The 22,919-nt window shown below is 66.9% G+C and carries 21 protein-coding genes and 1 tRNA gene; 8 read left to right on the top strand and 14 right to left on the bottom strand.

What is annotated here, in order from left to right; translation table 11 throughout:
* Window positions 1-133: 133 nt before the first annotated feature.
* Both KTJ87_RS10875 and KTJ87_RS10870 read left to right on the top strand, forming a co-directional pair.
* The gene (locus KTJ87_RS10875) at window positions 134-1,441 is read left to right on the top strand and encodes an efflux RND transporter periplasmic adaptor subunit (RefSeq protein ID WP_267139141.1); all 1,308 of its coding nucleotides are present in this window, start codon (window positions 134-136) and stop codon (window positions 1,439-1,441) included.
* Window positions 1,438-5,214, top strand: a complete 3,777-nt coding sequence (locus KTJ87_RS10870; RefSeq protein WP_267139140.1) for an efflux RND transporter permease subunit — start codon at window positions 1,438-1,440, stop codon at window positions 5,212-5,214. Before KTJ87_RS10875 ends, KTJ87_RS10870 begins: the two co-directional genes overlap by 4 nt.
* 58 nt (window positions 5,215-5,272) lie before the next feature.
* On the opposite strand, the gene KTJ87_RS10865 is transcribed toward KTJ87_RS10870, so the two are convergent.
* Window positions 5,273-5,662 carry a DUF2147 domain-containing protein gene (locus tag KTJ87_RS10865; protein ID WP_267139139.1) on the bottom strand — a complete coding sequence of 130 codons (390 nt, stop codon included), beginning with the start codon at window positions 5,660-5,662 and terminating at the stop codon, window positions 5,273-5,275.
* A 153-nt stretch (window positions 5,663-5,815) separates the two neighbouring features.
* On the opposite strand from KTJ87_RS10865, the gene hisA reads away from it, so the two are divergent.
* Genes hisA through KTJ87_RS10850 form a run of 3 tightly spaced genes read left to right on the top strand, consistent with a single transcriptional unit; the run spans window position 5,816 to window position 7,687 of the window.
* Window positions 5,816-6,535 carry a 1-(5-phosphoribosyl)-5-[(5-phosphoribosylamino)methylideneamino]imidazole-4-carboxamide isomerase gene (gene hisA, locus KTJ87_RS10860; protein WP_267139138.1) on the top strand — a complete coding sequence of 240 codons (720 nt, stop codon included), beginning with the start codon at window positions 5,816-5,818 and terminating at the stop codon, window positions 6,533-6,535.
* Window positions 6,536-6,587: 52 nt separating this feature from the next.
* Window positions 6,588-7,370 (top strand): imidazole glycerol phosphate synthase subunit HisF, encoded by a 783-nt coding sequence (hisF, locus tag KTJ87_RS10855; RefSeq protein ID WP_267139137.1) that lies wholly within the window; start codon window positions 6,588-6,590, stop codon window positions 7,368-7,370.
* 2 nt (window positions 7,371-7,372) lie between these two features.
* Window positions 7,373-7,687, top strand: coding sequence for a phosphoribosyl-ATP diphosphatase (locus tag KTJ87_RS10850; RefSeq protein WP_267139136.1), 315 nt, complete (start codon window positions 7,373-7,375; stop codon window positions 7,685-7,687).
* A 139-nt stretch (window positions 7,688-7,826) separates the two neighbouring features.
* On the opposite strand, the gene KTJ87_RS10845 is transcribed toward KTJ87_RS10850, so the two are convergent.
* The 3 genes from KTJ87_RS10845 to rlmB all read right to left on the bottom strand — a co-directional run bounded on the left by KTJ87_RS10845 (window position 7,827) and on the right by rlmB (window position 9,621).
* Window positions 7,827-8,300, bottom strand: a complete 474-nt coding sequence (locus KTJ87_RS10845; RefSeq protein WP_267139135.1) for a CoA-binding protein — start codon at window positions 8,298-8,300, stop codon at window positions 7,827-7,829.
* Window positions 8,301-8,520: 220 nt separating this feature from the next.
* A complete protein-coding gene (locus KTJ87_RS10840; protein WP_267139134.1) occupies window positions 8,521-8,832 on the bottom strand; it encodes a hypothetical protein in 312 nt (103 codons plus the stop codon).
* A 15-nt stretch (window positions 8,833-8,847) separates the two neighbouring features.
* Window positions 8,848-9,621: a 23S rRNA (guanosine(2251)-2'-O)-methyltransferase RlmB gene (gene rlmB / locus KTJ87_RS10835; RefSeq protein WP_267139133.1), complete on the bottom strand. Its 774-nt coding sequence runs from the start codon at window positions 9,619-9,621 to the stop codon at window positions 8,848-8,850.
* An 89-nt stretch (window positions 9,622-9,710) separates the two neighbouring features.
* Here rlmB and KTJ87_RS10830 point away from each other — a divergent pair.
* Window positions 9,711-9,794, top strand: a tRNA-Tyr gene (locus KTJ87_RS10830).
* 32 nt (window positions 9,795-9,826) lie between these two features.
* On the opposite strand, the gene KTJ87_RS10825 is transcribed toward KTJ87_RS10830, so the two are convergent.
* Both KTJ87_RS10825 and KTJ87_RS10820 read right to left on the bottom strand, forming a co-directional pair.
* Window positions 9,827-10,444 carry an SH3 domain-containing protein gene (locus KTJ87_RS10825; RefSeq protein WP_267139132.1) on the bottom strand — a complete coding sequence of 206 codons (618 nt, stop codon included), beginning with the start codon at window positions 10,442-10,444 and terminating at the stop codon, window positions 9,827-9,829.
* Window positions 10,445-10,522: 78 nt separating this feature from the next.
* A complete protein-coding gene (locus tag KTJ87_RS10820) occupies window positions 10,523-10,933 on the bottom strand; it encodes a hypothetical protein (protein WP_267139131.1) in 411 nt (136 codons plus the stop codon).
* 91 nt (window positions 10,934-11,024) lie between these two features.
* Between KTJ87_RS10820 and KTJ87_RS10815 the strand changes: the two genes are divergently transcribed.
* Window positions 11,025-12,020 (top strand): hypothetical protein, encoded by a 996-nt coding sequence (locus KTJ87_RS10815; RefSeq protein WP_267139130.1) that lies wholly within the window; start codon window positions 11,025-11,027, stop codon window positions 12,018-12,020.
* Between the two features lie 259 nt (window positions 12,021-12,279).
* Here the strand turns inward: KTJ87_RS10815 and KTJ87_RS10810 are convergent, their stop codons facing one another.
* Window positions 12,280-12,693 carry a VOC family protein gene (locus KTJ87_RS10810; protein WP_267139129.1) on the bottom strand — a complete coding sequence of 138 codons (414 nt, stop codon included), beginning with the start codon at window positions 12,691-12,693 and terminating at the stop codon, window positions 12,280-12,282.
* Between the two features lie 77 nt (window positions 12,694-12,770).
* Between KTJ87_RS10810 and KTJ87_RS10805 the strand changes: the two genes are divergently transcribed.
* Window positions 12,771-14,153, top strand: a complete 1,383-nt coding sequence (locus tag KTJ87_RS10805; RefSeq protein WP_267139128.1) for a trypsin-like peptidase domain-containing protein — start codon at window positions 12,771-12,773, stop codon at window positions 14,151-14,153.
* On the opposite strand, the gene recN is transcribed toward KTJ87_RS10805, so the two are convergent.
* From recN to KTJ87_RS10770, 7 genes are all read right to left on the bottom strand, one after another.
* Window positions 14,150-15,802, bottom strand: a complete 1,653-nt coding sequence (gene recN, locus KTJ87_RS10800) for a DNA repair protein RecN (RefSeq protein WP_267139127.1) — start codon at window positions 15,800-15,802, stop codon at window positions 14,150-14,152. The genes KTJ87_RS10805 and recN overlap by 4 nt on opposite strands.
* 39 nt (window positions 15,803-15,841) lie before the next feature.
* Window positions 15,842-16,690, bottom strand: a complete 849-nt coding sequence (locus KTJ87_RS10795; RefSeq protein ID WP_267139126.1) for an outer membrane protein assembly factor BamD — start codon at window positions 16,688-16,690, stop codon at window positions 15,842-15,844.
* Window positions 16,691-16,798: 108 nt separating this feature from the next.
* The gene (gene lpxC, locus KTJ87_RS10790; RefSeq protein WP_267139125.1) at window positions 16,799-17,728 is read right to left on the bottom strand and encodes a UDP-3-O-acyl-N-acetylglucosamine deacetylase; all 930 of its coding nucleotides are present in this window, start codon (window positions 17,726-17,728) and stop codon (window positions 16,799-16,801) included.
* A 233-nt stretch (window positions 17,729-17,961) separates the two neighbouring features.
* On the bottom strand, window positions 17,962-19,659 hold the full coding sequence (gene ftsZ / locus KTJ87_RS10785) for a cell division protein FtsZ (RefSeq protein WP_267139124.1): 1,698 nt from the start codon (window positions 19,657-19,659) through the stop codon (window positions 17,962-17,964).
* Window positions 19,660-19,834: 175 nt separating this feature from the next.
* The gene (gene ftsA, locus KTJ87_RS10780; RefSeq protein WP_267139123.1) at window positions 19,835-21,169 is read right to left on the bottom strand and encodes a cell division protein FtsA; all 1,335 of its coding nucleotides are present in this window, start codon (window positions 21,167-21,169) and stop codon (window positions 19,835-19,837) included.
* Window positions 21,166-22,044, bottom strand: a complete 879-nt coding sequence (locus KTJ87_RS10775) for a cell division protein FtsQ/DivIB (protein ID WP_267139122.1) — start codon at window positions 22,042-22,044, stop codon at window positions 21,166-21,168. The genes ftsA and KTJ87_RS10775 overlap by 4 nt, the downstream gene beginning before the upstream one ends.
* Window positions 22,032-22,910, bottom strand: a complete 879-nt coding sequence (locus KTJ87_RS10770) for a D-alanine--D-alanine ligase (protein ID WP_267139258.1) — start codon at window positions 22,908-22,910, stop codon at window positions 22,032-22,034. The genes KTJ87_RS10775 and KTJ87_RS10770 overlap by 13 nt, the downstream gene beginning before the upstream one ends.
* Between the last annotated feature and the right edge of the window lie 9 nt (window positions 22,911-22,919).

Raw genomic sequence — 22,919 nt, 5'->3', positions numbered from 1 at the left:
GCTGCGTTGCAGAAAAGACTAATCTGAACCGAACGGTTTAGCGTATGAACCCATACCCACTTGCGCCGACACGACGCCAGAGTTTTGCGGACCGGGCGGCACGGGGCGGGCAGGAACGAACTTCGAGGCCTTGATGAAACTCTTTCCAATCCTGACCGCCATTCTGGTCATCGGTTCACTGTACATGCTCGTGTTCGAGCGTCAGGCGCTTCTGGCCTTCGCGGCAGGTGAGCCCGTTTCACAAAGCGGCGCGGACGAGGCCGCCGAAGACGCGGACGCGTCCTCTGCCGTGCGCGTGGTTGCCGTATCGTCCAAGGCCGCGCCCATCGAGCAAGCGGTGCTGGTGCGCGGCCGGACCGAGGCGGCGCGGCAGGTCGACGTCAAGGCCGAGACCAGCGGCCAGGTCGTGTCGGACCCGCTGCGCAAGGGCGCATTCGTGACCACAGGCGATATCCTGTGCGAACTTGACCCCGGCACGCGGCAGGTCAGCCTTGCCGATGCCGAGGCGCGGTTGGCCGAGGCGCGGTCGCGCGTGCCCGAAGCGCAAGCGCGTCTTGAAGAGGCCCGCGCGCAGGTGCCCGCCGCCGAAGCTGGCGTGATCGAGGCCAAGTCGCGTCTGCGCGAAGCCGAGATCAACAACAACGCCGCCACCTCGCTCAGTGCTGACGGCTTCGCGTCGCAATCTCGCGTCGCCGCGACCGAGGCTGCCGTTGAAAGCGCGCGCGCCGCGGTGCAAACGGCCAATTCGCGGCTGGAAAGCGCCAAGGCGGGCGTGGCGTCTGCCAAGGCGGGCGTCGAGAACGCGCAGGCCGGTATCCAGTCTGCCGAGGCCGCCGTCGCCTCTGCCGAAAAAGAGATCGAGCGCCTAACGATCCGCGCGCCGTTCGACGGCCTGCTGGAATCGGACGCCGCCGAATTGGGTGCGCTGCTGCAGCCGGGCATGTCCTGCGCCACGGTGATACAGCTGTCGCCGATCAAGCTGGTCGGCTTTGTCCCCGAAACCGAGGTCGACCGCGTGGAACTGGATGCGCAGGCAGGCGCCCGCCTTGCCAGCGGCAGCGACGTGCTGGGCAAGGTCACGTTCCTGTCGCGCTCCGCCGATCCGCAGACCCGCACCTTCCGCGTCGAGGTCACCGTGCCGAACGACGATCTGTCGATCCGCGACGGGCAGACCGTGGAAATCCTGATTCGCACCGAAGGCCAGGATGCACATATCGTGCCGCAATCTGCCCTCACGCTTGATGACAACGGCACGCTTGGCATTCGGGCGGTCGAGGACACCAACCATGTCGTGTTCCTGCCGGTGGGCGTGCTGCGCGATGCGACGGACGGCATCTATGTATCCGGCCTGCCCGCATCGGTCGACGTGATCGTCGTCGGGCAGGAATACGTCAGCGAAGGCGTCGCCGTGAACCCCACCTATCGTGAGGCATCCGAATGACCGGCATCGTGAAATGGGCGGGCGACAGCGCCCGCATGATCATCGCGCTGATCGTGCTGTCCCTGTCCGTGGGCGCCTACAGTTATGTCAGCCTTCCCAAGGAGGGCGAGCCGGATATCGAGATCCCGGCGCTGTTCGTGTCGGTGCCGTTCCCCGGCATCTCGGCCGAGGATTCAGAAACGCTTCTGGTCAAGCCGATGGAAACCGAGTTGTCCGATCTGGACGGGCTGAAGACGATGACCTCGACCGCCGCCGAAGGCTATGCGGGCGTCGCGCTGGAATTCGAATTCGGCTGGGACAAGACCAAGATCATGGCCGATGTCCGCGACGCCATGAGCAACGCCGAGGCCAGCTTTCCCTCGGGCGCCGAGCAGTATTCGATCAACGAGATCAACTTTTCCGAATTCCCCATCGTCATCGTGAACCTGTCCGGCCCTGTGCCGGAACGCACGCTGCTGCGTGTCGCCAAGGACCTGCAGGACCGCCTTGAAGGGCTGGAGCCGGTGCTGGAGGCCGCCATCGCAGGCTCGCGCGACGAGATGCTCGAGGTCGTGATCGACCCGCTGCGGCTGGAAGCCTACAACGTGACCGCGGGCGAGTTGATCAACGTCGTGCGCAACAACAACCAGTTGATCGCCGCGGGCGAGGTCGAGACCGAGAACGGCGCGTTCAGCGTCAAGATCCCGTCCTCGTTCGACGAACAGCAGGACATCTACGAATTGCCGGTCAAGGTGAACGGCGACCGCGTGGTGACCTTGGGCGAACTCGCAGACATCCGCCTGACGTTCGAGGACCGCGTCGGCACCGCACGCTTCAACGGTGACGCGACGATCGCGCTGCAGGTGGTCAAGCGCAAGGGCTACAACCTGATCGACACCGCGGCGCTGGTGCGCGCAGAGGTGGCCGAAGCGCAGGTGTCCTGGCCACAAGAGCTTCAGGCCGCCGTCAATGTCGGCACCTCGAACGACCAAAGCTTCACCGTCGCCTCGATGGTCAGCCAGCTTGAGGGATCGGTCCTGACCGCCATCGCGCTGGTGATGATCGTGGTGCTGGCGGCACTTGGCACCCGGTCCGCGCTCCTGGTCGGCTTCGCGATCCCGACGTCGTTCCTGCTGTGCTTCGTGTTCCTCGCGGCGATGGGCGTCACGGTGTCGAACATCGTGATGTTCGGCCTGATCCTGGCCGTGGGGATGCTGGTCGACGGGGCCATCGTCGTCGTGGAATACGCCGACAAGCGCATCCAGGAAGGCTCTGGCCCGATGACCGCCTATGTCGAGGCGGCGCAGCGGATGTTCTGGCCGATCGTGTCCTCCACCGCGACGACGCTGTGCGCGTTCCTGCCGATGCTGTTCTGGCCGGGCGTGCCGGGGCAGTTCATGGGGATGCTGCCGGTCACGCTGATCTTCGTGCTGTCGGCGTCGCTGATCGTGGCGCTGATCTTCCTTCCCGTCATGGGCGGCGTCGCAGGCCGGTTGAGCCGCACGTTCGAACGCGCGTCAACCGCGCTCAAGCGCAGCGTTCCGTGGTGGGCCCTGCGCGCGGCGCTGGTGATCCCCTCCGCCTACATGGTCTTCGTCGGCGCGATGCAGCTTCTGAACCCCGGCTATGTCTTCGGCGGCACGCAGTCGCCCATGCCCGGTGCCATCGCCTGGCTGCCCGGCGCTGTGCTGTTCCTTGGCGGTGCCGTGCTCACCTCGGTCACACTTGGCGCAGCCAAGATCGAGCGCAAGCCGCGCCGGATCAAGGCGGGTCACGGCCGTACGCCGTTCGGCTATTTCATCCGCTTCATCGTCGGCAATCCGATCATGCCGATCGTGACCATCGCGGCAGTGATCGGCTTCGTGATCTCGACCTTCACCTACTTCGGCCAGAACAACTACGGCGTCGAGTTCTTCGTCGAAAGCGAACCCGAGCAGGCACTTGTCTACGTCAAGGCGCGCGGCAACCTGTCGCTTGCGGAAAAGGACGCGCTGGTGCGCGAGGTCGAGGCGGCCGTGCTGTCGACCCAAGGCGTCGAAAGCGCGTTCTCCTTCGCGGGCGACGGCGGGCTGAATTCCAACACCGGCGGCGCCGAGGGCCCCAAGGACGCCATCGGGCAGGTCCAGATGGAACTGGTGCGATGGGAGGATCGCCCGCGCGTGACCAACGAAATCCGGCTGTTCGGCATCCTGCCCTTCGAAGACACCGAGATCGATCCCGCCTATGACGGCGACGCCGTTCTGGCGCGGCTCGAGGAAAAGCTGGCCACGATCCCCGGCATCCAGACCGAGATCCTGAACCTTGCGATGGGGCCTGCCTCGCCCAAGCCGGTGGCGCTGCGCGTCAAAGGCGAGAACTGGAACGATCTTCTGACCGCGACCGCCACCGCGCGCGGCTATTTCGACCAGATGCCGGGCCTTGCCGACGTGGACGACACCCGCCCCCTGCCCGGCATCGACTGGCAGATCGATGTCGATGTCGAGGCGGCGGGCCGCTACGGCGCGGATGTGGCGACGGTCGGCGGCATGGTGCAGCTTGTCACCCGTGGCCTGCTTCTTGACACCATGCGCGTCGACACCTCGGACGAGGAAATCGACATCCGCGTGCGGTTTCCCGAAGACGACCGCGTCCTCTCGACGCTCGACAGCCTGAAACTGCGCACGGCGGACGGTCTGGTGCCGCTGTCCAACTTCGTCACCCGCTCGCCGGTGCAGAAGCTGGGCGAGATCAACCGCGTCGACCAGGAGCGTTATTTCGACATCAAGGCCGCCGTCGCCGAACGCATGTCCATCGTCAGCGGACCGGACGGCGCCACTCTGGGTATCGTTCAGGCCCTTGAGGACGGCAGCACCGCCGCGCCCGCCGTGCGGGATACCGACGGCGCCGGTTACCGCGTGATCGAGGCCGCAGACCGCGCCGCGCTGATCGACGCCGTGGCATCCGGCGAGGCAAGCCTGTCGCCGCTGAATGCCAACGAGCGCATTGCGGCGCTGACGACCTGGCTTGAAACCGAGAAACCGCTGCCCGCCGGGGTCGACTGGGAATGGACCGGCGACCAGGAGGACCAGGCCGAAAGCCAGGCCTTCCTGCAAACCGCCTTTGCAGGCGCGCTTGGCCTGATGTTCATCATCCTGCTGGCGCAGTTCAACTCGGTCTACAACGCCGTGCTGGTGCTTCTGGCGGTGGTGCTGTCCACTGCGGGCGTGCTGATCGGGATGCTGGTGATGCAGCAACCGTTCTCGATCATCATGACGGGCACCGGGATCGTCGCGCTGGCAGGGATCGTGGTGAACAACAACATTGTCCTGATCGACACCTACCAGGAATATTCCAGCTACATGCCCCGGCGCGAGGCGATCATCCGCACCGCCGAGGATCGCATTCGCCCGGTGCTTCTGACCACGATCACCACGATGGCGGGGCTTGCGCCGATGATGTTCGGCCTGTCGCTCGATTTCATCGGCGGCGGCTATGCGATCGACTCGCCGACGTCGCTCTGGTGGAAGCAGCTTGCGACCGCCGTGGTGTTCGGCCTTGGCATCGCAACGGTCCTTACGCTGGTCTTCACGCCGTCGATGCTGGCGGTCCGGGTCTGGTTCAACACCTACGTTCTGGCCCTGTCACGGCTGCTGGGGCGGCTGTCTTTCGGACGCGGCAGCAAGGCCGCCGAGGACTGGGCGCTGCGCCGCGCCGCCCGCAAGGTGAAATCCCCGACGATCCTGTGGGACACCGAACAGGCGCCGTCGCCGCCGCACGGAGAGCCCATGGCGCCCGCCCTGCGCGCCGCCGAATGACAAAAGGCCCCGGAGAGCGATCTCCGGGGCCTTTGCAATGGTGCGCTGCCAAGGCAGGTTACTGAACGCGCTGCCAGTCCTGCGCCGAGCACAGAAGCCCACCCGCGATGCATCCCGACAGCTTGAGGGCGTCGCCCTGCAGTTCCATCTTGCCGGTGTAGATCTTGTCGTTCGACGGGCGCCAGACCTTGCCCGCATACTTGCCGCCGCCCTGCGGCACCATGTTGATGACCATGACCTTGCCCTTGTTCGGCGACTCGTATTCACCCGAGGCGTTGAATGTGCGGTGGATCGTGCCGCACAGCTTGTCGCCGCAGGGCGTCATCGCGACATGCGCATAGGCACCGTCATCGACCTCGGTCTTCCAGATGCCCTCGACCGGATCGGCGGCGAAGGCGGGCGATGCCAGCCCGAGGGCCAGCGCCAGAACGCTTGCAAACTTCATCATGGGTCTCCTCCCTTGAGATGGCCCGCATCATCGCGCCCTGCCCCCCGCCGCATCAAGTGCGACCTTGCGTCATGACCTGCATGCACCGCCCACTGGCGCCCTCCGCCCGCCCGTGGCAAGACGGCGCCCGACACTGACAGGACGGAGCCCGCCATGATCCTCTACCCCGCCATCGACCTCAAGGATGGCCAGTGCGTCCGGCTTTTGAAAGGCGACATGGACAAGGCCACCGTATTTGGCGACGACCCTGCCGCGCAGGCCCTGTCGTTCCAGGAGGCGGGCTGCGAATGGCTGCATCTCGTCGACCTGAACGGCGCTTTCGCTGGTCAACCGGTGAACGCGGCAGCGGTCGAGGCGATCCTCGCGCGCGTCTCTGTCCCCTGCCAGCTGGGCGGCGGCATCCGCGACATGGACACGATCGGCATGTGGCTGGACAAGGGGCTCGCCCGCGTGATCCTCGGCACCGTGGCGGTCGAGAACCCCGATCTGGTGATCGAGGCGGCGCGCGCCTTCCCTGGCAAGGTGGCGGTGGGCCTCGATGCGCGGCAAGGGCGCGTGGCCACCCGCGGCTGGGCGGAAGAGACGGACATGATGGTCACCGATCTGGCGAGGCGTTTCGAGGACGCCGGCATCGCCGCGATCATCTACACCGACATCGACCGCGACGGCGCGATGGGTGGCCCGAACGTGCACGCCACCGAGGAACTGGCGCGCGCCGTGTCGGTGCCGGTGATCGCCTCAGGCGGCGTGTCGTCGATGGGCGATCTGATCGCGCTGAAGCAGACCGGCGTCATCGCGGGCGCGATCTCGGGCCGCGCGCTTTATGACGGGGCGCTCGACCTGCGTGCGGCGCTAGCCGCGCTGGCGGCGTGAGCCTGGCGCGCGCCTCTTTCCAAGACCCGCGCTATACCGTAACCCCATCGCCATGCTGAAGACCCGCATCATTCCCTGCCTCGACGTCGCCAATGGCCGCACCGTCAAGGGCGTCAATTTCGTCGACCTGATCGACGCGGGCGATCCCGTCGAACAGGCCCGCGCCTATGACGCCGCGGGCGCGGACGAGTTGTGCTTTCTCGACATCGCCGCCACCCACGAAAATCGCGGCACGATGCATGACCTCGTCACCCGCACGGCGGAACAGTGCTTCATGCCGCTGACCATCGGCGGCGGCGTGAGGACCGTGGACGACGTGCGCGCCCTGCTGCTTGCGGGGGCCGACAAGGTCAGCTTCAACTCCGCCGCCGTCGCCGACCCCGACGTCGTGGCGCGCGCCGCCGACCGCTTCGGCAGCCAGTGCATCGTGGTGGCCATCGACGCCAAGACCGTCAGACCACCTGCGCCCCTCCAGGGCGACCCCGGCAAGTGGGAGATCTTCACCCACGGCGGGCGCCGCGCCACCGGCATCGACGCCGTCGCCTTCGCCCGCACGGTCACCGCCAAGGGCGCCGGTGAAATCCTGCTCACCTCGATGGACCGCGACGGCACGCGCGCGGGCTTCAACATCCCGCTCACCCGCGCCATCTCGAACGCCGTGCCGGTCCCTGTCATCGCCTCGGGCGGCGTCGGCACGCTCGACCACCTTGTCGAGGGCGTCACCGAAGGCGGCGCCAGTGCGGTGCTCGCCGCCTCGGTCTTCCACTTCGGCGACTACACCATCGCCGAGGCCAAGGCGCACATGGCCGCCGCAGGCATTCCCGTAAGGCTCTGATGATGCACACGCTCGACCGCCTCGCCGCCACCATCGCCGCCCGCAAGGGCGCCGATCCCGACAGCAGCTGGACCGCGCGCCTGCTCGCCAAGGGCCCGCAGAAAGCCGCCGAGAAATTCGGCGAGGAAGCCATCGAGGCGATCGTCGCCGCCGTGGCGGGCGACAAGGCGCAACTGACCGCCGAGGCCGCCGACGTTCTCTATCACCTGCTGGTGATGCTCGCCGCCCGCGACGTGGCCCTCGCGGATGTGCTGGCAGAACTCGACCGCCGCGAAGGCACTTCAGGCATCGACGAAAAGGCCGCCCGGAAAGGCTGACCCGCACGCACGCGCCTCGCATCTTTGGTCTGAAAATACCTCCGGGGGGTGAATTGGCCGAAGGCCAAGAGGGGGGCAGCGCCCCCCTTCCCCCCGCGACGCCAAACTGAAAGCATCGACGCCAAAGGCGGCGCAAGACCTACAGCTTCGACGAGATGATCCCGGTGTTGAACCCGCCCATCCGCAGCTCTCCGAACAGGCGCTGGTATTCGATCTTGGGGCAGCGGTTCTGGATCACCGTCACGCCGCGCGCCTCGGCCATCGCGGCGGCCTCGGAATTCTCGACCCCGATCTGCATCCAGACCGTCGACAGGTTGGGAAACACCTCCAGCGCCTCCTCCACCACCGGGGGCACATGCTCGGACCGGCGGAAGATGTCCACCATGTCCACCGCTTCGGGGTCCGGCACCTGCCCCAGCGACGCGCGGATTTCGCGGCCGAACAGGCGGGTTCCGGCATGACCGGGATTGACCGGGTGCACCACGAAGCCCTTGAGCGTCAGATAGCGCGCCACATAATAGCTTGGCCGCACCGGATTGATCGACACGCCGACGCAGGCAATGGTCCGCGTCCGCGTCAGGACCTCCCTGAGATGGGCATCCGAATAGCTCATGGCCTGCCTTCTATCACCGCCACGAAAAGAAAAAAGCGCCCAAGGTGAACCTTGGGCGCCAGTCACGGAACGAGGGACAGTGAAGTGAAGCGCGGGTGTTCCGAACCCGCGTCCATGTGTGAGAAATAGGTAACACGGCGCCGCTTTAAAGGCCGCGTCATGAAAACGTGATTGAAAAACACAATTCGACCATATTTCCGCGCGCAGGCCCCGGTCGCAGTCAGTCGAAGATATCCTCGATGACGTCAAAGGCCTCCGACAGGAACCGCTTCATCGGCGACTTGCGCTTCTTCTTGCGCTTGTCTCCCGTCGACTTTCGCGGCTCCGGTTTCGGCTTGCCGCCCCGGACCCGGCTGGGCCGCACCAATTCATGGTCGTCCGGTCGCTGCGACACCGGGCGCAGGGCCTTCATGTCATGCAGCGGCGCGCCGCAAGCCGAACAGGCCAGCTCGTGCCGGGTCTGCCCCGTCAGCACCAGCGCGGCGCGGGTGCCGCAATAGCAGCAAGTGGCGATCTTGGTTCCGTGCGGCATCTGTCCCCGTCGCTGTCAGCGTGTCCCCGCAGCATATAGGGACACCGCCGCCGCATTCGAGACGTTGAGCGATCCGAATTGTCCCGCAAAGGGGATGCGGACCAGAGTGTCGCAGGTCTCGCGCGTGCGCTCGCGCAGGCCGGGGCCCTCGGCGCCCAGCACCAGCCCGACAGGCGCATCGCCCGCCTGCCCCAGCCCTTCGGCCAAGGTTGCGGTCGCTTCGCCGTCGAGGCCCAGCAGGTGAAACCCCATCTCGCGCAGCGTCTCCATCGCGTTCGCAAGGTTGGGCACCCGCAGATAGGGCTGCCGCTCCAGCGCGCCGCTCGCAGTCTTGGCCAGCGCGCCGGTCTCGGGCGCCGCATGCCGCTTCGGCGCGATCACCGCGCGCGCACCGAACACCTCGGCCGAGCGGAGGATGGCACCCACGTTGTGCGGATCGGTCACCCGGTCCAGCAGCACCACCGTCGCCCTCGGCCCCGCATCGGCCAGCGCGTCCACCCCGCCCCAGTCCAGCGGCCGAACCTCGAGCGCGGCGCCCTGGTGCACCGAGCCTGGATCGAGCGGCGCGGTGAACTTGCGCGGATCGACAATCTCGGGCTCCGGCCCGCCCGCCGCCAGCGCCTCGCCCAGACGGTCGGCGGCGTTCTTGGTGACGATCAGCCGCAGCTTCTCGCGCCGGGGGTTCACCAGCGCATCGCGCACCGCGTGCAAGCCGAACAGCCAGACGGTTTCCGCCGCCTCGGCCCGCCGCGCCTGCTCTTTCTCGATGATCCATTTCGGTTTTTTCATGGCGTCTGCCTTGCCCTGTCGGCCTGTGGCCCGCAAGGGATTTTCCGGTTGACGGGCCAGAGGGGCGGCATTAATCAGCCCCTCACGATGGGCGACGGGCTGCAAGGTGCGGCAGCGGACTGTAACTCCGCCGGGGAGACCCACGCCAGGTTCGATTCCTGGGTCGCCCACCATTTTCCCCAAGATGACCGCGCGCGGCAGCCATTCAGACGCAGTCTTCCAGCAGACCGGCGACCGGCTCGAACGGGGCGCAGATGATGCCGCCCCACTGGAACCCGCTGACCCCATTCGGAAGCTGGATGCGGAACCAGGTGTAGCCGTCCATCACGATGCCGGTATCCTGCAGCAGGACGATCTCTGTCTCATAGGCGACCGACCCGACATCCGAGAACTGCGTACCCGGCCCCGCCCGCAGGTTGCCGCCCATCGCCAAGGCACGCTTGGGAAACGCGTCCGTCGCGGCGCCCGAGGGAACCGGCGCCCCCGCGACTTTTTCAAAGGTCTCGCACGGCACCTCGAACCCGTTGTCGGTCAGGGTTGCCGCAGCCCCCTTGCCGCGCAATTCGAGCGCGCCGCCGACATAGCGGAACCCAGATCCCGTCACGGCGGCCTGCATCGGCGTCACCGACGCGCCGCCACCGTTGTCCATGCCAAGCAGATAGATCGCCTGCGCGCTATCGGTGTTGGGCGACTCGATCATGACGATGTAGCTGCCATCGCCGATCCCGTCGCAAACGAACACCGCTTGCGCGGCCTGTGCGGCGTCCGCCGCGGCGACCACGGCGCCGAAACAGGCGGCAAGGGAAAGGGAAAAGCGGTGCATCGGCAGGCCTCCTGTCTGGCAAGCCCAGCCTAACCGCAGCCCGGCTCCTGCACGAAGCGTTTTCCGCCCCCGCGGCGATCAGTCGATCAGCGCGCCCGCACGGTCAAAGCGCGCCGACGCCTCGCTGCCATCCTCGAAGGTCAGGCGCACGGTCACCGTGTCGACCGATCCCAGGGGCTGCGCGACGAAAGGCAGATGCCCCTCGAGCGTCATCGCGTTGGGCGGCGTGCGGCCCTCGTGACACGGCTCCGCCGCATAGGACTGCGCCTTGCCGTCATTCACCGAATAGTCGATGCGGGACAGCCCGCAGCGGTAGACTTCGATATGGGTGAAATAGATCAGGTCCTGCCCGTCCCATTCACGCACGGCGATCCAGTTCGCCCGCGTCATCTCGAGGATCGGTTTCACAGACATTCCTTCGAACTGGGCGGCGGCGGACCCGGCGCCGAGGGTCAGCGGCAGGCAAAGGGCAAGGCTCAGAACACGCATCTTCAGGCTCCTCAAGTGACGGCTTGGACTATCGGGAACGGCCCACACCGCCTATACTGCCTCAAAACACGGGCACAGGCAGCACCTTCTCATGTCAGCGGCAAATCCCTTCAACGTCGCCATCGTCGCGCAGGGCGGTCGGCTGACCTACGAGGCGGTGCTCTTCGCCGCGTCGCTGCGCCATTCCGACCCCGGCTTTACGGGCCGCCTGATCGTGCTGGAACCCCAGCCGGGCCCCCGCTGGAAAGACGATCCACGGATCCAGAACGACGACGCCCGCGCGCTTCTGACCGGCGAATTCGGTGCCGAGATCGTCCCCTTCGAGACCCGCGAATTCGGCACGTCCTACCCGAACGGCAACAAGATCGAAGGCCTCGCCGCGCTGCCGACGGGCGAGCCCTTCGTTTTCTTCGACACCGATACCCTGATCACCGGGGCGCTGTCCGAGGTGCCCTTCGACTTCGCGCGCCCCTGCGCGTCGCTGCGCCGCGAAGGCACATGGCCGCAGATCGAACTCTACGGCCCCGGCTACCACGCGACATGGAAAGCGCTCTACGACCGCTTCGACCTCGACATCGGCCCGACCATCGACAATGCCCAACCCGAGGAATACTGGGCGCGGTTCATGTATTTCAACGCCGGCTGGTTCTTCCACGAAGACCCGCAGGCCTTTGGACAGCGGTTTCTCGACTACGCCAGGTCCGTGCGCGACGACCCGCCGGAAGAACTGGTGTGCCAGGAACTCTACCCCTGGCTCGACCAGATCGTGCTTCCGCTGGTGATCCATTCCTTCGGCGGGGCACGCCGCACGATCCCCGAAGGCACCCTCGATGGCAGCGTCAGCTGCCACTACCGGATGTTCCCCCTGCTCTACGCCCGCGAAAGCGACCGCGTTGTCGAGGTTCTCGAGGCGATCACCCAGCCCAACAAGGTCAAGAAGATCGTCAAACAGCACGAACCGATCAAGCGCTTCGTGTTCCAGAAACGCGGCGAGAAGGTGCGCGCCCTCTTCGACCGGTCCAGCCTGCCGACCCGCGAGCAGGTGATCCGCAACCGAATCAAGTCCGAGAATCTCTGGATGCGCTGACCGGCAGACGCCGTGCCGGGGGAACGCCCCTTGCGGGCATCGAGCCCGCTACGGTACGTGCGAGCCGTTCCCTCTCGCACTCTCCCGAGTATTTCGGGACCAAAGATGCAAGGGCGGCACCCCTGGTCATCTTTGGTCTGCAAATACCTCCGGGGGGAGTCGCGCGGCACGCGCGGCGGGGGGCAGAGCCCCCCTGCCCCGGGCGCAAAGCGAAGCGGCGCGCCCGGAGCAAGGCTTGCGCCGCAGGCGCACATTTGTTTCAGGCCGCGAAGACGCCGGACATCTCGGCATAGCCCTTGACCTCGATCGGGTTGCCCGACGGATCGCGGAAGAACATCGTCCATTGCTCTCCCGGCTGGCCTTCGAAACGCACCTGAGGCGGGATCACCCATGGCGTGTTCGCCGCCTCAAGCCGGTCGCGCAGGGTCTTCCAGTCCGCCAGCGGCAGGACCAGTCCGAGATGCGGCATCGGCACCATGTGGTCGCCGACCTTGCCGGTGTCCGCGGTCGCGAAGGGCTCTCCGCGGTGCAGCGAAATCTGGTGGCCGAAGAAATCGAAATCCACCCAGGTTTCGGTCGAGCGACCCTCGGCGCAGCCGAGGGTGCCGCCGTAGAAGGCGCGGGCCTGATCGAGGTCGCGCACGTGATAGGCCAGATGGAACGGATGCGGCACGGGCGGTCTCCTGCTGCTTGTAAAACCGCTTCGGGATCGCTCAAATGCCGTGTGTGCGCAAGGTGAATGAGGTCACGATGTTCCGGCTCGCCGTTCTTCTCGCTGTCCTTGCCGCGGCGCTTCCCCTGCCTGCCTCGGCCTTCCTGCCGGGCAGCCGCGCCGAGATCGGCCTCAGTTTCGCGCCCGTCGTGAAAGAGGCGGCCCCGGCGGTGGTCAACATCTACGCGCGGCGCATCGTCGCCGAACGGCTGTCGCCCTTCGCGAGCGATCCGTTCTTTTCGGGGGTGTTCGGCCCGCCGCGCACGGTCGAGCGCGTGCAGAACTCGCTTGGCTCGGGCGTCATCGTCGATCCGGGCGGGATCGTGGTGTCGAATTTCCACGTCGTCGGCGGCGCAACGGACATCCGCGTGGTGCTGAGTGATCGGCGCGAGTTCGACGGCAGCGTCATCCTTGCAGACGAGGACAGCGACCTGGCCGTGATCCGGCTGTCCGGCGCGTCGGACCTGCCCGCGCTCGACTTCGCCGATTCGGATGCGGCCGAGGTGGGCGACCTGGTGCTGGCCATCGGCAATCCCTTTGGCGTCGGGCAGACGGTGTCGTCGGGGATCGTTTCCGGGCTGGCGCGGTCGGGCGGCAACATCGGCGGTCGTTATGGCTATTTCATCCAGACCGACGCGCCGATCAATCCGGGCAATTCCGGAGGCGCGCTGGTGGACATGCGCGGCGCTCTTCTGGGGATCAACACCTCGATCCTGACCCGCTCGGGCGGATCGAACGGCATCGGCTTTGCGATCCCGGCCAATCTTGTCGCGCAGTACGTGGCGCAAGCGCAGGCCGGCCGGACCGAGATCGCGCGTCCCTGGGCAGGCGTCGCGGTGCAGCCGGTGGATGCGGCGATGGCAGGCACGCTGGGACTGTCGCCGCCGCAAGGGGTGATCGTGGCGGACGCGCATCCGCGCAGCCCGTTCCTGGCCGCAGGGATCGAGCCTGGCGACGTGATCCTGACCCTCGGGGGCCAGCCGGTCGAGGCGGAGGCAGAGCTGACCTTTCGCATGACGACCCTTGGCGTCGGGACAGAGGCCGAGGTGACGTATCTGCGCGGCGGGCGGCGGCGCACGGCCACTGTGACGCTGGCGGCAGCGCCCGAGGATCCGCCGCGCGACGAGATCCGTATCGAGACCCGCAGCTCGCTGGGCGGGCTCGCCATCGCCACGATCAACCCCGCCGTGATCGCGCAAACCGGCCTGCCGCTGGGCGCGGTCGGCGTCGTCGTGACGCAGGTGAGCGCCTTTGCGCAGCGCACGGGCCTGCGCCCTGGCGACATCCTGCGCCAGATCAACGGCCAGCCCGTCGAGACCAGCCGCGATGTGGCGCGCATCGCTCAGGCGATGCCGCGCACCTGGGAAATCCTGTTCGAGCGGGACGGGCGGCAGTCTCTTTTGCGGCTGCGCGACCGCTAACCGGCCAGCAGCGCCCGCGCGGCGCCGCGTGCCTCGTCGGTGACGGTGTCGCCCGCGACCATGCGCGCGATCTCGTCCACGCGCTCGCCTGCGCCCAGCGGCGTCACAGTCGAGGTGGTCACGTCGCCCTGCACGCGCTTTTCGACGCGCCAGTGATGCGCCCCGCGCGCGGCGACCTGCGGCGAGTGAGTGACGACCAGCACCTGCCCCTTGTCCGCCAGCCCTTGCAGGCGCCGCCCCACGGCATCCGCCGTCGCGCCGCCGACGCCGCGGTCAATTTCGTCGAAGATCATCGTCAGGCCGCTGGTGCCTTCCGTCAGGCAGACTTTGAGCGCCAGAAGGAAGCGCGACAGCTCGCCCCCGGACGCGATCTTGTTGAGCGGGCCAGCGGGTGCGCCGGGGTTCGTCGCGACGGTGAAGGCGACCGCGTCCTGCCCGTCGGGGCCTGGATCGGCGGGTTCGATCACCGTGCGGAACACCGCGCGCTCCATCTTGAGCGGCGCCAGTTCCTCGGCCATCGCGCCATCGAGGCTGCCAGCGGCCACGCGCCGCGCGTCCGACAGGGCGCCCGCCGCCGCGCCATAGCGCACCTCGGCTTCTCCCACAGCGCGCGAAAGATCGCGCAGGTTGCCCTCGCCGCCGTCCACGCGGGACAGGCGGCCGCGCAACTCGTCGGCGAAGGCGGGCAGATCGTCGGGCATAACGCCGTGCTTGCGCGACAGGCCGCGGATGGCAAACAGGCGTTCCTCGGCAGCTTCCAGATCCGCAGGGTTGAAGTCCAGCGCGCCTATGGTGTCCGACACGCCTTGCTCAGCGTTGGCCAGTTCCTCGATCGCGCGTCCCAGCGCGGCGATGGGGGCGTCCAGCCTGCCGCCTGCATGTTCCGCCACGCCTTCCAGCCAGCGCACCGCGTCGGTCAACATCGCCTCGGCGCCCTCGCTGCCAAGGGCGGCGTGGGCGCGCGCGATGTCCTCGCCGATCTTCTCGGCCGACTGCATCATGCGGCGCTTGGCATCCAGCGCCTCTTCCTCGCCCGGCTCGGGCGCCAGCTTGTCGAGTTCCGCGACCGCGTGGCGCAGGAAGTCCTCGTCGGCGCGCAGCTTGTCCAGCGCCGCCTCGGCCTCGGACAAGCGCTTGCGCGCAGCCGACAGGTCGCGCCAGGCGCCGCGTACCTCGGCCAGCATGTCCGCCGTGCCTGCGTAGTCGTCCAGAAGCGTGCGGTGCCCGCGCGGGTTCAAAAGGCCCCGGTCGTCCTGCTGGCCGTGCAGTTCCACCAGAACGTCGGACAGTTGCCGCAGCACCTCGCCGGTGGTGCGGCGGTCGTTGACCCAGGCGGTCTTGCGCCCGTCGGGGGTGTTGATGCGGCGCAGGATCACCTCGTCACCCTCATCAGGCAGGCCCGCCTCGGCCAGCACCTCATGTGCGGCATGGCCGGGGGTCAGCGCGAAGACCGCCGTCACCTCGCCCTGCTCGGCGCCCGCGCGGACCAGTTCGGCGCGGCCGCGCCAACCCAGCACGAAGCCCAGCGAATCAAGCAGGATGGACTTGCCCGCCCCGGTCTCACCGGTCAGCACGTTGAGGCCCGGCCGGAACTCAAGCTCCAGCCGGTCGATAATCAACATGTCGCGGATTTCAAGCGTGCGCAGCATGCCCGTGATCTACATCAGGTGCGCGCCGTGCGCACCCCATCAAAGCCACTGGCCGCGCACTGTCTGGCGATACACTGCCCGCAGCCAGCTGTCGCCCGCAACCTCGGCCCGCAAGCCGCGCCCGGTCAGAAGCGCAAAGCCGTCCTCGTACCACTCCGACGACTGGAAGTTGTAGCCCAGGATCGCGCCCGCCGTCTGTGCCTCGTTCGTCAGGCCCAGCGACAGATACGCCTCGATCAGGCGATACAGCGCCTCGGGCGTGTGGGTGGTGGTCTGGAATTCCTCGACCACGACGCGGAATCGGCTGATGCCAGACGTGTAATGCTGGCGCTTGAGATAGTAGCGCCCGATCTCCATTTCCTTCGCCGCGAGATGGTCGAAGGCCAGGTCGAACTTCAGCACGGCGGACTTGGCATAGGGGCTGTCGGGATAGCGCTCGATCACGGTGCGCAAGGCCTGCAGCGCCTGAAAGGTCACGCCCTGGTCGCGGCCCACGTCATCGACCTGGTCGTAATAGCTGAGCGCCAGAAGATACTGCGCATAGGCCGCATCTTCATCCGCCGGATAAAAGTCGATGTAGCGCTGCGCCGCGCTGCGGCTGGCCTCGTAGTTCTTGTCTTCGTGATAGGCGAAGGCCTGCATGATGAGCGCGCGCTTGGCGAGTTCGGAATACGGATACAGCCGCTCGACCTCGGCGAAATACTGCGCCGCGTCCTCGGGGTCGTCGCGGCCCTCAAGCTCGTATTCGCCCAGCTCGTAGATCTGTTCGGCGGACAGCTTTTCCACGTCGGGTGCGTTGTCGCCTCCGCCACCGCAAGCTGCCAGCAGCAGAACGAGGCTCGCTGTCGCGGCGCCCCTGATCTTGGTGCGGGAAATCTCAACCGTCATCCGTGCGGCCCCCATCCTCTTCGGCAGCCCAGAAGCGGCTGCCGCCTTGGTCGTTGATCTAGCACGAAAGAACGTCCGGCAAAAAGCCCCAACGACGTGATCGGTCGCTTACGCCGCGCGGGCGAGAACCGGAACGTCCGTCGGCTTGACCCCCATGCCCGGAAGCCGCCGCGCCAGCGTGTCCGACACGTCTTCCATGCGGGTTGCCCCGTGGGTGGCGAACAGCGCGTGCAGCAGCTTGTTGGACAGCGCATGGCCAGCCTTGTAGCCGGTGTAGAGCCCCAGGATCGGCGCCCCGGCCAACGCGATGTCGCCCAGCGCGTCCAGCATCTTGTGGCGCACCGGCTCGTCCTTGTGGCGCATCCCGCCGGGGTTCAGCACCCGCCCGCCATCGACGACCAGCGCGTTGTCCAGCGATCCGCCAAGGGCAAGCCCGTTGGCGCGCAGCATCTCGACATCCGACAGGCGCCCGAAGGTGCGGCAATCGCACAGTTCGCGCACGAAGGCGCCATTCGCCATGTCCAGACGCTTGTGCTGCTTGCCGATCACTGCATCGGGAAAGTCGATCTGGAATTCGATCTCGAAGCCTTCGGCGGGTTCCAGACGCGCAAAGGCGTCGCCCTGCCGGACCTCGACGGTATCGGTGATGCGCAGGATTCGCACTGGCGCGCCCAGCTTGCGCAGCCCGCGCGACACGATGCCCTGCACGAAGGGCGCGGCAGATCCATCGAGGATCGGCAGTTCCGGCCCATCGATCTCGATCACGGCGTTATGAACGCCGCATCCGGCAATCGCGGCCATGATGTGCTCGATCGTGGAAACGGTCACGCCGTCGGCGTTCGCCACGCGGGTGCAGCGTTCGGTCTGCTCGACCGCATCCCAGCGCGCAGCGACATAACTGTCGGCGGTGCTGACATCGGTGCGGCGGAACCAGATTCCCTGCTCGGCGGGCGCCGGACGGATCGTCGCGCGCACCTGCTTGCCAGAGTGAAGCCCGATCCCCTTGAAGCTGATCGGAGATTTGATCGTTGTCTGCAAACCTGTCCCCTTTGCGGGTTTCCCCCGCGCCGGTGCCCAACTCCCCAGCCCGCACCGTTGAAGAGGATTAAATGCTCATTAGCGTAACCATTTGCAATCTTGCATGTTCCCCCTGCCAAGCATGGGCGGGAAATTGCCGACTGTGGCAGGATCGCCGCGCTAAGGCCTGATAAGACATGGAAAAGCCCGCGAAAACGCGGGCCTTTCAGGATCGTCCAGATGGTGTGCCTGGATCAGTTGGCCTGACGGCGCAGGAAGGCGGGAATCTCGATCCGGTCCTGTTCGGGATCGTTCTCGCCCTCGTCGTCATAATATTGCGTCTGCGGCTGCTGCGGCGCGGCCCTGCGCATCTGCGGCTGTTCGGCGCGCGGTGCGGGACGTTCGGCATGCGCCTCTGCCTGCCCGCCCGTCATCCGGCCGATCAGCGAATTGATGCCGAAGCGCGGCTTGTCGGCCTGCGGCTCGGGTGCGGCGGCGCGTTCGGGGCGGCCCGGACGGCGCGGCGTTTTCTGAACGGCGGCCTGCAGCCGGGCAAGCGCCTCGGGGGTCGGCGTTCCGGCCTTGGGCGCGACGAACGCAGCGCGCGGCTCTTCGCGCGGGATCTCGTCGTAGCGGTCGTCATAGCGATCCGCAGGGAAACTGTCCTCGCGGTGATGCTCTACCCGGGATTCGGGCGCCGGGCGATAGACCGGCGGCGGCAGATCCTGCGGCGCGTCGCGGTAGGACGCGGTCTCCCGCACCGGATCAGGCGCGCGGTAGCTGTCGAACAGCGACGGCTCTTCCGCCGGCTCGGTGAATTGCGGCTCGTGGTAGGCGCGCTCTTGCTGCACCGGCTCGCGGTAGGCGGGCTGGCGCGGCTCTTCGTGGTGGACCTGCGCGGCCTCGATCCGCTCTTCGACCACTTCGGTCGGTTGCAGCGGCTCGGCCAGGCGGCGACGCGGAACGGGAACCTCAAGGCTCATGTCCGACGCGTCGATGCCGGTGGCAACGACGCTGACGCGCATCACGCCTTCCATCGACACATCGAGGGTCGAGCCGACGATGATGTTCGCCTCGGGGTCGACCTCCTCGCGGATGCGGTTGGCCGCCTCGTCGAGTTCGAACAGGGTCAGGTCGTGGCCGCCGGTGATGTTGATAAGAACGCCGCGCGCGCCGCGCAGGCTGATCTCGTCCAGCAGCGGGTTCGCGATGGCCTTCTCTGCGGCCTGGATCGCACGATCCTCGCCCTCGGCCTCGCCGGTGCCCATCATCGCCTTGCCCATCTCGTCCATCACCGCGCGCACGTCGGCAAAGTCGAGATTGATGAGGCCGGGCCGCACCATCAGGTCGGTGACGCCCTTGACGCCCTGGTAGAGCACATCGTCCGCCATCGAAAACGCCTCGGTGAAGGTCGTCTTCTCGTTGGCAAGGCGAAACAGGTTCTGGTTCGGAATGATGATCAGCGTGTCGACCATCTTTTGCAGCGCCTCGACGCCTTCCTCGGCCTGGCGCATCCGCTTCGCGCCCTCGAACTGGAAGGGTTTGGTCACGACGCCGACGGTCAGCACACCCAATTCGCGGGCGGCCTGCGCGATGATCGGCGCGGCGCCGGTGCCGGTGCCCCCGCCCATGCCCGCCGTGATGAAGCACATGTGTGCGCCCGCAAGGTGGTCGACGATCTCTTCGATCGTTTCCTCAGCGGCAGCGGCGCCGACCGAGGGGCGCGCGCCTGCGCCAAGCCCTTCGGTGACTTTCACGCCGATCTGGATGCGCGACGGGGCAAGCGATTGCTGCAGCGCCTGCGCGTCGGTGTTGGCGACGACAAAGTCGACCCCGTCCAGTTCCTTCTGGATCATGTTGTTGACGGCGTTCCCGCCTGCACCACCGACACCGAACACGGTGATCCGCGGCTTGAGCTCTTCCCGCTCGGGCATCCTGAGATTCAGTGTCATGATCGTCCGCCTGCTCTGTTTTTTCCGGCCACTTCGGACCGTTCACTGCCTGCTTTGCAAATACACTACCGCGACTTGCGACTCACGTCACGCCTAAATCACGATTTCGCCACAAAATATGTGGCACTTTCCTTGGTCTTACGCGGGATTTCGCCGGTTTGCATAGATGTGGGGCCTACCAGTTGTCGCGGAACCACCGGATCGCGCGTTTCAGGGACCGCGCCGGGTAACGGTCTGACGGCACTTCGAAATCCCACCATTCATCCTGCGGATGCGCGGCGAACAGCGTCAGGCCAACAGCCCCTGCAAAGGCGGCGCCGGTGGCGGCTTGGGGCAGGCCCTGAACCCGCATGGGGCGGCCGATACGGACCCTCTGACCCAGGATTTTTGGCGCAAGTCCGTCCAGCCCGGGGATCAGGCTGGCACCGCCGGTCAATACGATCTGCTGGCTTGGCAGGTGCTCGAACCCGGCTGCATCCAGCCGGGCGCGCACCTCTTCCAGGATTTCCTCGACACGCGGGCGCATGATCCCGATCAGCTCGGACCGGGTGACGGTGCGGCGGTCCCGCTCCCAGTCGCCGGTCTCGCCGCCGACCTCGATGATCTCGCGGTCGTCCATCCCGGTGGCGACGACGCCGCCGTAAAAGGTCTTGATCCGCTCGGCCGTCGCCAGAGGCACCTGCAAGCCCTTCGAGATGTCGGACGTGACGTGATCCCCGCCCATCCGCACAGAGTCGGCGTAGATCATGTGCTTCTTGATGAAGATCGACAGGCCCGTCGCGCCGCCGCCCATGTCGATGCAGGCCGCGCCCAGTTCCTGCTCGTCCTCGACGAGGCTGGCGATGCCCGCGACATAGGCCGAGGATGCGATCCCGGCGAGTTCCAGATCGCACCGTTTGATGCAGTAGAGCAGATGCTGGATCGCGGTGGTGTCCACCGTCAGCATATGCATGTCGCAGGCCAGCCGCCCCCCGACCTGCCCGCGTGGATCGTCCAGCCCCGAGCGGTGATCGAGCGCAAAGTTCACCGGCTGGGCGTGCAACACCTCGCGCTCGTCGCCGTAGTCGGGCATCTCGCAGGCCGACAGCACGCGGCCCACGTCCTGATCCTGAACGATACCGTCCTGCAGGTCGATCTCGCCCGCCAGCCCATAGCTGCGCGGATTGCCCCCCGCGAAACAGGCGATCACATGATCGACGCGAACATTCGCCATCTTCTGCGCGGCCTGCACGGCGGTGCGGATCGCGCGCTCTGTCTCTTGCATCGCGCTGATCTCACCATAGCGCACCCCGCGAGATCGGGTCGTCGCCGCACCGATCACCCGGAACGACGACTGCCCCGCCAAGGACCGGATGCCGTCGCTCTCGCGGAACACCTCTGGCCCGTCAAAGCGCAGGATCAGGCAGGCGATCTTGGACGTGCCGACATCAAGGATTGCCACAAGCCCGCGCTGCATCGCGGCCTTGCGCATGTTCCGCATCGTCCGCTGGGTCTGGTAGAGGTCGGTCATCTGGCTTCGGCTCCAACGGAAAGCGCCCTGAGGTGCCGCAACTCTTCAAGGGCGGGTTCGGTCAGCCGCAGCGTCGGGCGATGCGGCAGGCGCATGTCGATGGCCACGATGGCGCGGGCAAAGATGTCCTGCGCCTGGTCGATGGCGATGACCTGCTCCAGCGCGCGCACCGGTGCGGCCTCGGGCAGAAGGATGCGCTGGTCTTCATCAAGGATGACGTCCCAGCGCCGTTCCCCAACCCGCAGCAGGCCGCGGATGCGCGGGGCCAGCGGACCGGCGGCGGCGTAGACGCGCAGCGCCTCGGCGGCGGCGACGTCCGCACCGTCGCCCGCCACCAGCGGCAGGTCGGGCCGGTCGATCCGGCTGGCCAGAGCGCCGACGCGGCGGCCTTCCGCGTCGATCGTTTCGAGCATCTCGCGCGAGCGCCAGACCAGCTTTGGCTTGCGCTCCACCACATCGACCTGAAGGATGCCGCCCGAACGGATGCGCACGCGCACCTCGGCGACGGCATCCAGCGTCGCGACCCGTTCGCGCAAACCCGGCAGATCGAGGTCGAAGCTGGACATCGGAAAGTCGATGTTCGTCACCTCGGCGATGTCCTGCGACAACTCCTCGGACGCGCCGTCGATCGCCATGCGCTCGACCTTGAACTCGGGACGTTCCGCGACCGACTGGCGCACGTTCTCGATGACGTCGTGGATCGAATCCTTGGTGGCGGGATTGGACAGGTAGCTGGCGGCGAGGAAGACGATCAGAAACGTCGGCAGCCCGGTGCGGATCAGTGACCGGAACAGCGGCGTTAGCCAGATGCGCTGCGCCCGGTAGGCCAGGCGCGACGGCGCGGGATCGCGGCGGGGTGCGCTTAGCGGTCGCATGACGCATCCTCCACCAGCCAGGCGCACAGCTTGCCGAAACTGATCCCGACATGCTGCCCCTGTTCGGGCGTCAGCGAGGTCGGCGTCATCCCCGGCTGGGTGTTCGTTTCCAGCAGGATCAGGCCCGCCAGCCCCTTGGCGGCATCCCAGCGGAAATCGGTCCGGCTGATGCCCCGGCAGCCAAGCGCCTTGTGCGCGCGCAGCGCGTAGTCGAGGCAGGCGTCAAAGATGTCCTGCGGCACCTCGGCGGGCAGCACATGCCGCGAGCCGCCGGGCTTGTATTTCGCGTCGTAGTCATACCAGCCGTCGGTCAGGATATCGGTCACGGTCATCGCAACGTCGCCCATCACGGTGGTCGTCAACTCGCGCCCCGGCGCAAAGCGTTCGACCATGACGATCTCGGGCATGTCTTCGGACAGCTGCGGCGGCGCGTTCGCCGCCTCATGCACCAGGTAGACGCCGACGGACGAGCCTTCGTTGTAGGGTTTCACGACATAGGGCGGCGGCAAGACGTGCCGCGCCATCACCTCGGCCTTGCAGGCAAGACGGCTTTCGACCACGGGCAGACCGGCGGCGCGGTAGGCGGCCTTGGTCCGTTCCTTGTCCATCGCCAGCGCAGAGGCTAAAACGCCGGAATGGGTATACGGGATCTTCATCCATTCGAGGATGCCCTGCACGCAGCCATCCTCGCCCCAGCGTCCGTGCAATGCGTTGAAGACGACATCGGGCGCCAGCGCGCGCAGGCGTTCAGGGAGATCGGGGCCAGCATCGACCTCGATCACCTCGTATCCCTCGGACCGGAGGGCGGTCGCGCATTCGCGCCCTGTGGACAGCGACACCTCTCGTTCGGACGAGGGCCCGCCCATCAAAACCGC

This window comes from Anianabacter salinae (assembly GCF_019061145.1).
GTDB classification, from domain to species: Bacteria; Pseudomonadota; Alphaproteobacteria; order Rhodobacterales; family Rhodobacteraceae; genus Anianibacter; species Anianibacter salinarum.
Note: the sequence above shows the minus strand (reverse complement) of the source record. Positions and strands in the feature narration are given on the sequence as shown.

Excerpts from the sequence above, each read along its gene's own strand:
- KTJ87_RS10875 (WP_267139141.1), top strand. The coding sequence starts at position 134 with ATGAAACTCTTTCCAATCCTGACCGCCATTCTGGTCATCGGTTCACTG.
- KTJ87_RS10870 (WP_267139140.1), top strand. The coding sequence starts at position 1,438 with ATGACCGGCATCGTGAAATGGGCGGGCGACAGCGCCCGCATGATCATC.
- KTJ87_RS10865 (WP_267139139.1), bottom strand. The coding sequence starts at position 5,662 with ATGATGAAGTTTGCAAGCGTTCTGGCGCTGGCCCTCGGGCTGGCATCG.
- hisA (WP_267139138.1), top strand. The coding sequence starts at position 5,816 with ATGATCCTCTACCCCGCCATCGACCTCAAGGATGGCCAGTGCGTCCGG.
- hisF (WP_267139137.1), top strand. The coding sequence starts at position 6,588 with ATGCTGAAGACCCGCATCATTCCCTGCCTCGACGTCGCCAATGGCCGC.
- KTJ87_RS10850 (WP_267139136.1), top strand. The coding sequence starts at position 7,373 with ATGCACACGCTCGACCGCCTCGCCGCCACCATCGCCGCCCGCAAGGGC.
- KTJ87_RS10845 (WP_267139135.1), bottom strand. The coding sequence starts at position 8,300 with ATGAGCTATTCGGATGCCCATCTCAGGGAGGTCCTGACGCGGACGCGG.
- KTJ87_RS10840 (WP_267139134.1), bottom strand. The coding sequence starts at position 8,832 with ATGCCGCACGGAACCAAGATCGCCACTTGCTGCTATTGCGGCACCCGC.
- rlmB (WP_267139133.1), bottom strand. The coding sequence starts at position 9,621 with ATGAAAAAACCGAAATGGATCATCGAGAAAGAGCAGGCGCGGCGGGCC.
- KTJ87_RS10825 (WP_267139132.1), bottom strand. The coding sequence starts at position 10,444 with ATGCACCGCTTTTCCCTTTCCCTTGCCGCCTGTTTCGGCGCCGTGGTC.
- KTJ87_RS10820 (WP_267139131.1), bottom strand. The coding sequence starts at position 10,933 with ATGCGTGTTCTGAGCCTTGCCCTTTGCCTGCCGCTGACCCTCGGCGCC.
- KTJ87_RS10815 (WP_267139130.1), top strand. The coding sequence starts at position 11,025 with ATGTCAGCGGCAAATCCCTTCAACGTCGCCATCGTCGCGCAGGGCGGT.
- KTJ87_RS10805 (WP_267139128.1), top strand. The coding sequence starts at position 12,771 with ATGTTCCGGCTCGCCGTTCTTCTCGCTGTCCTTGCCGCGGCGCTTCCC.
- recN (WP_267139127.1), bottom strand. The coding sequence starts at position 15,802 with ATGCTGCGCACGCTTGAAATCCGCGACATGTTGATTATCGACCGGCTG.
- KTJ87_RS10795 (WP_267139126.1), bottom strand. The coding sequence starts at position 16,690 with ATGACGGTTGAGATTTCCCGCACCAAGATCAGGGGCGCCGCGACAGCG.
- ftsZ (WP_267139124.1), bottom strand. The coding sequence starts at position 19,659 with ATGACACTGAATCTCAGGATGCCCGAGCGGGAAGAGCTCAAGCCGCGG.
- ftsA (WP_267139123.1), bottom strand. The coding sequence starts at position 21,169 with ATGACCGACCTCTACCAGACCCAGCGGACGATGCGGAACATGCGCAAG.
- KTJ87_RS10775 (WP_267139122.1), bottom strand. The coding sequence starts at position 22,044 with ATGCGACCGCTAAGCGCACCCCGCCGCGATCCCGCGCCGTCGCGCCTG.
- KTJ87_RS10770 (WP_267139258.1), bottom strand. The coding sequence starts at position 22,910 with ATGGGCGGGCCCTCGTCCGAACGAGAGGTGTCGCTGTCCACAGGGCGC.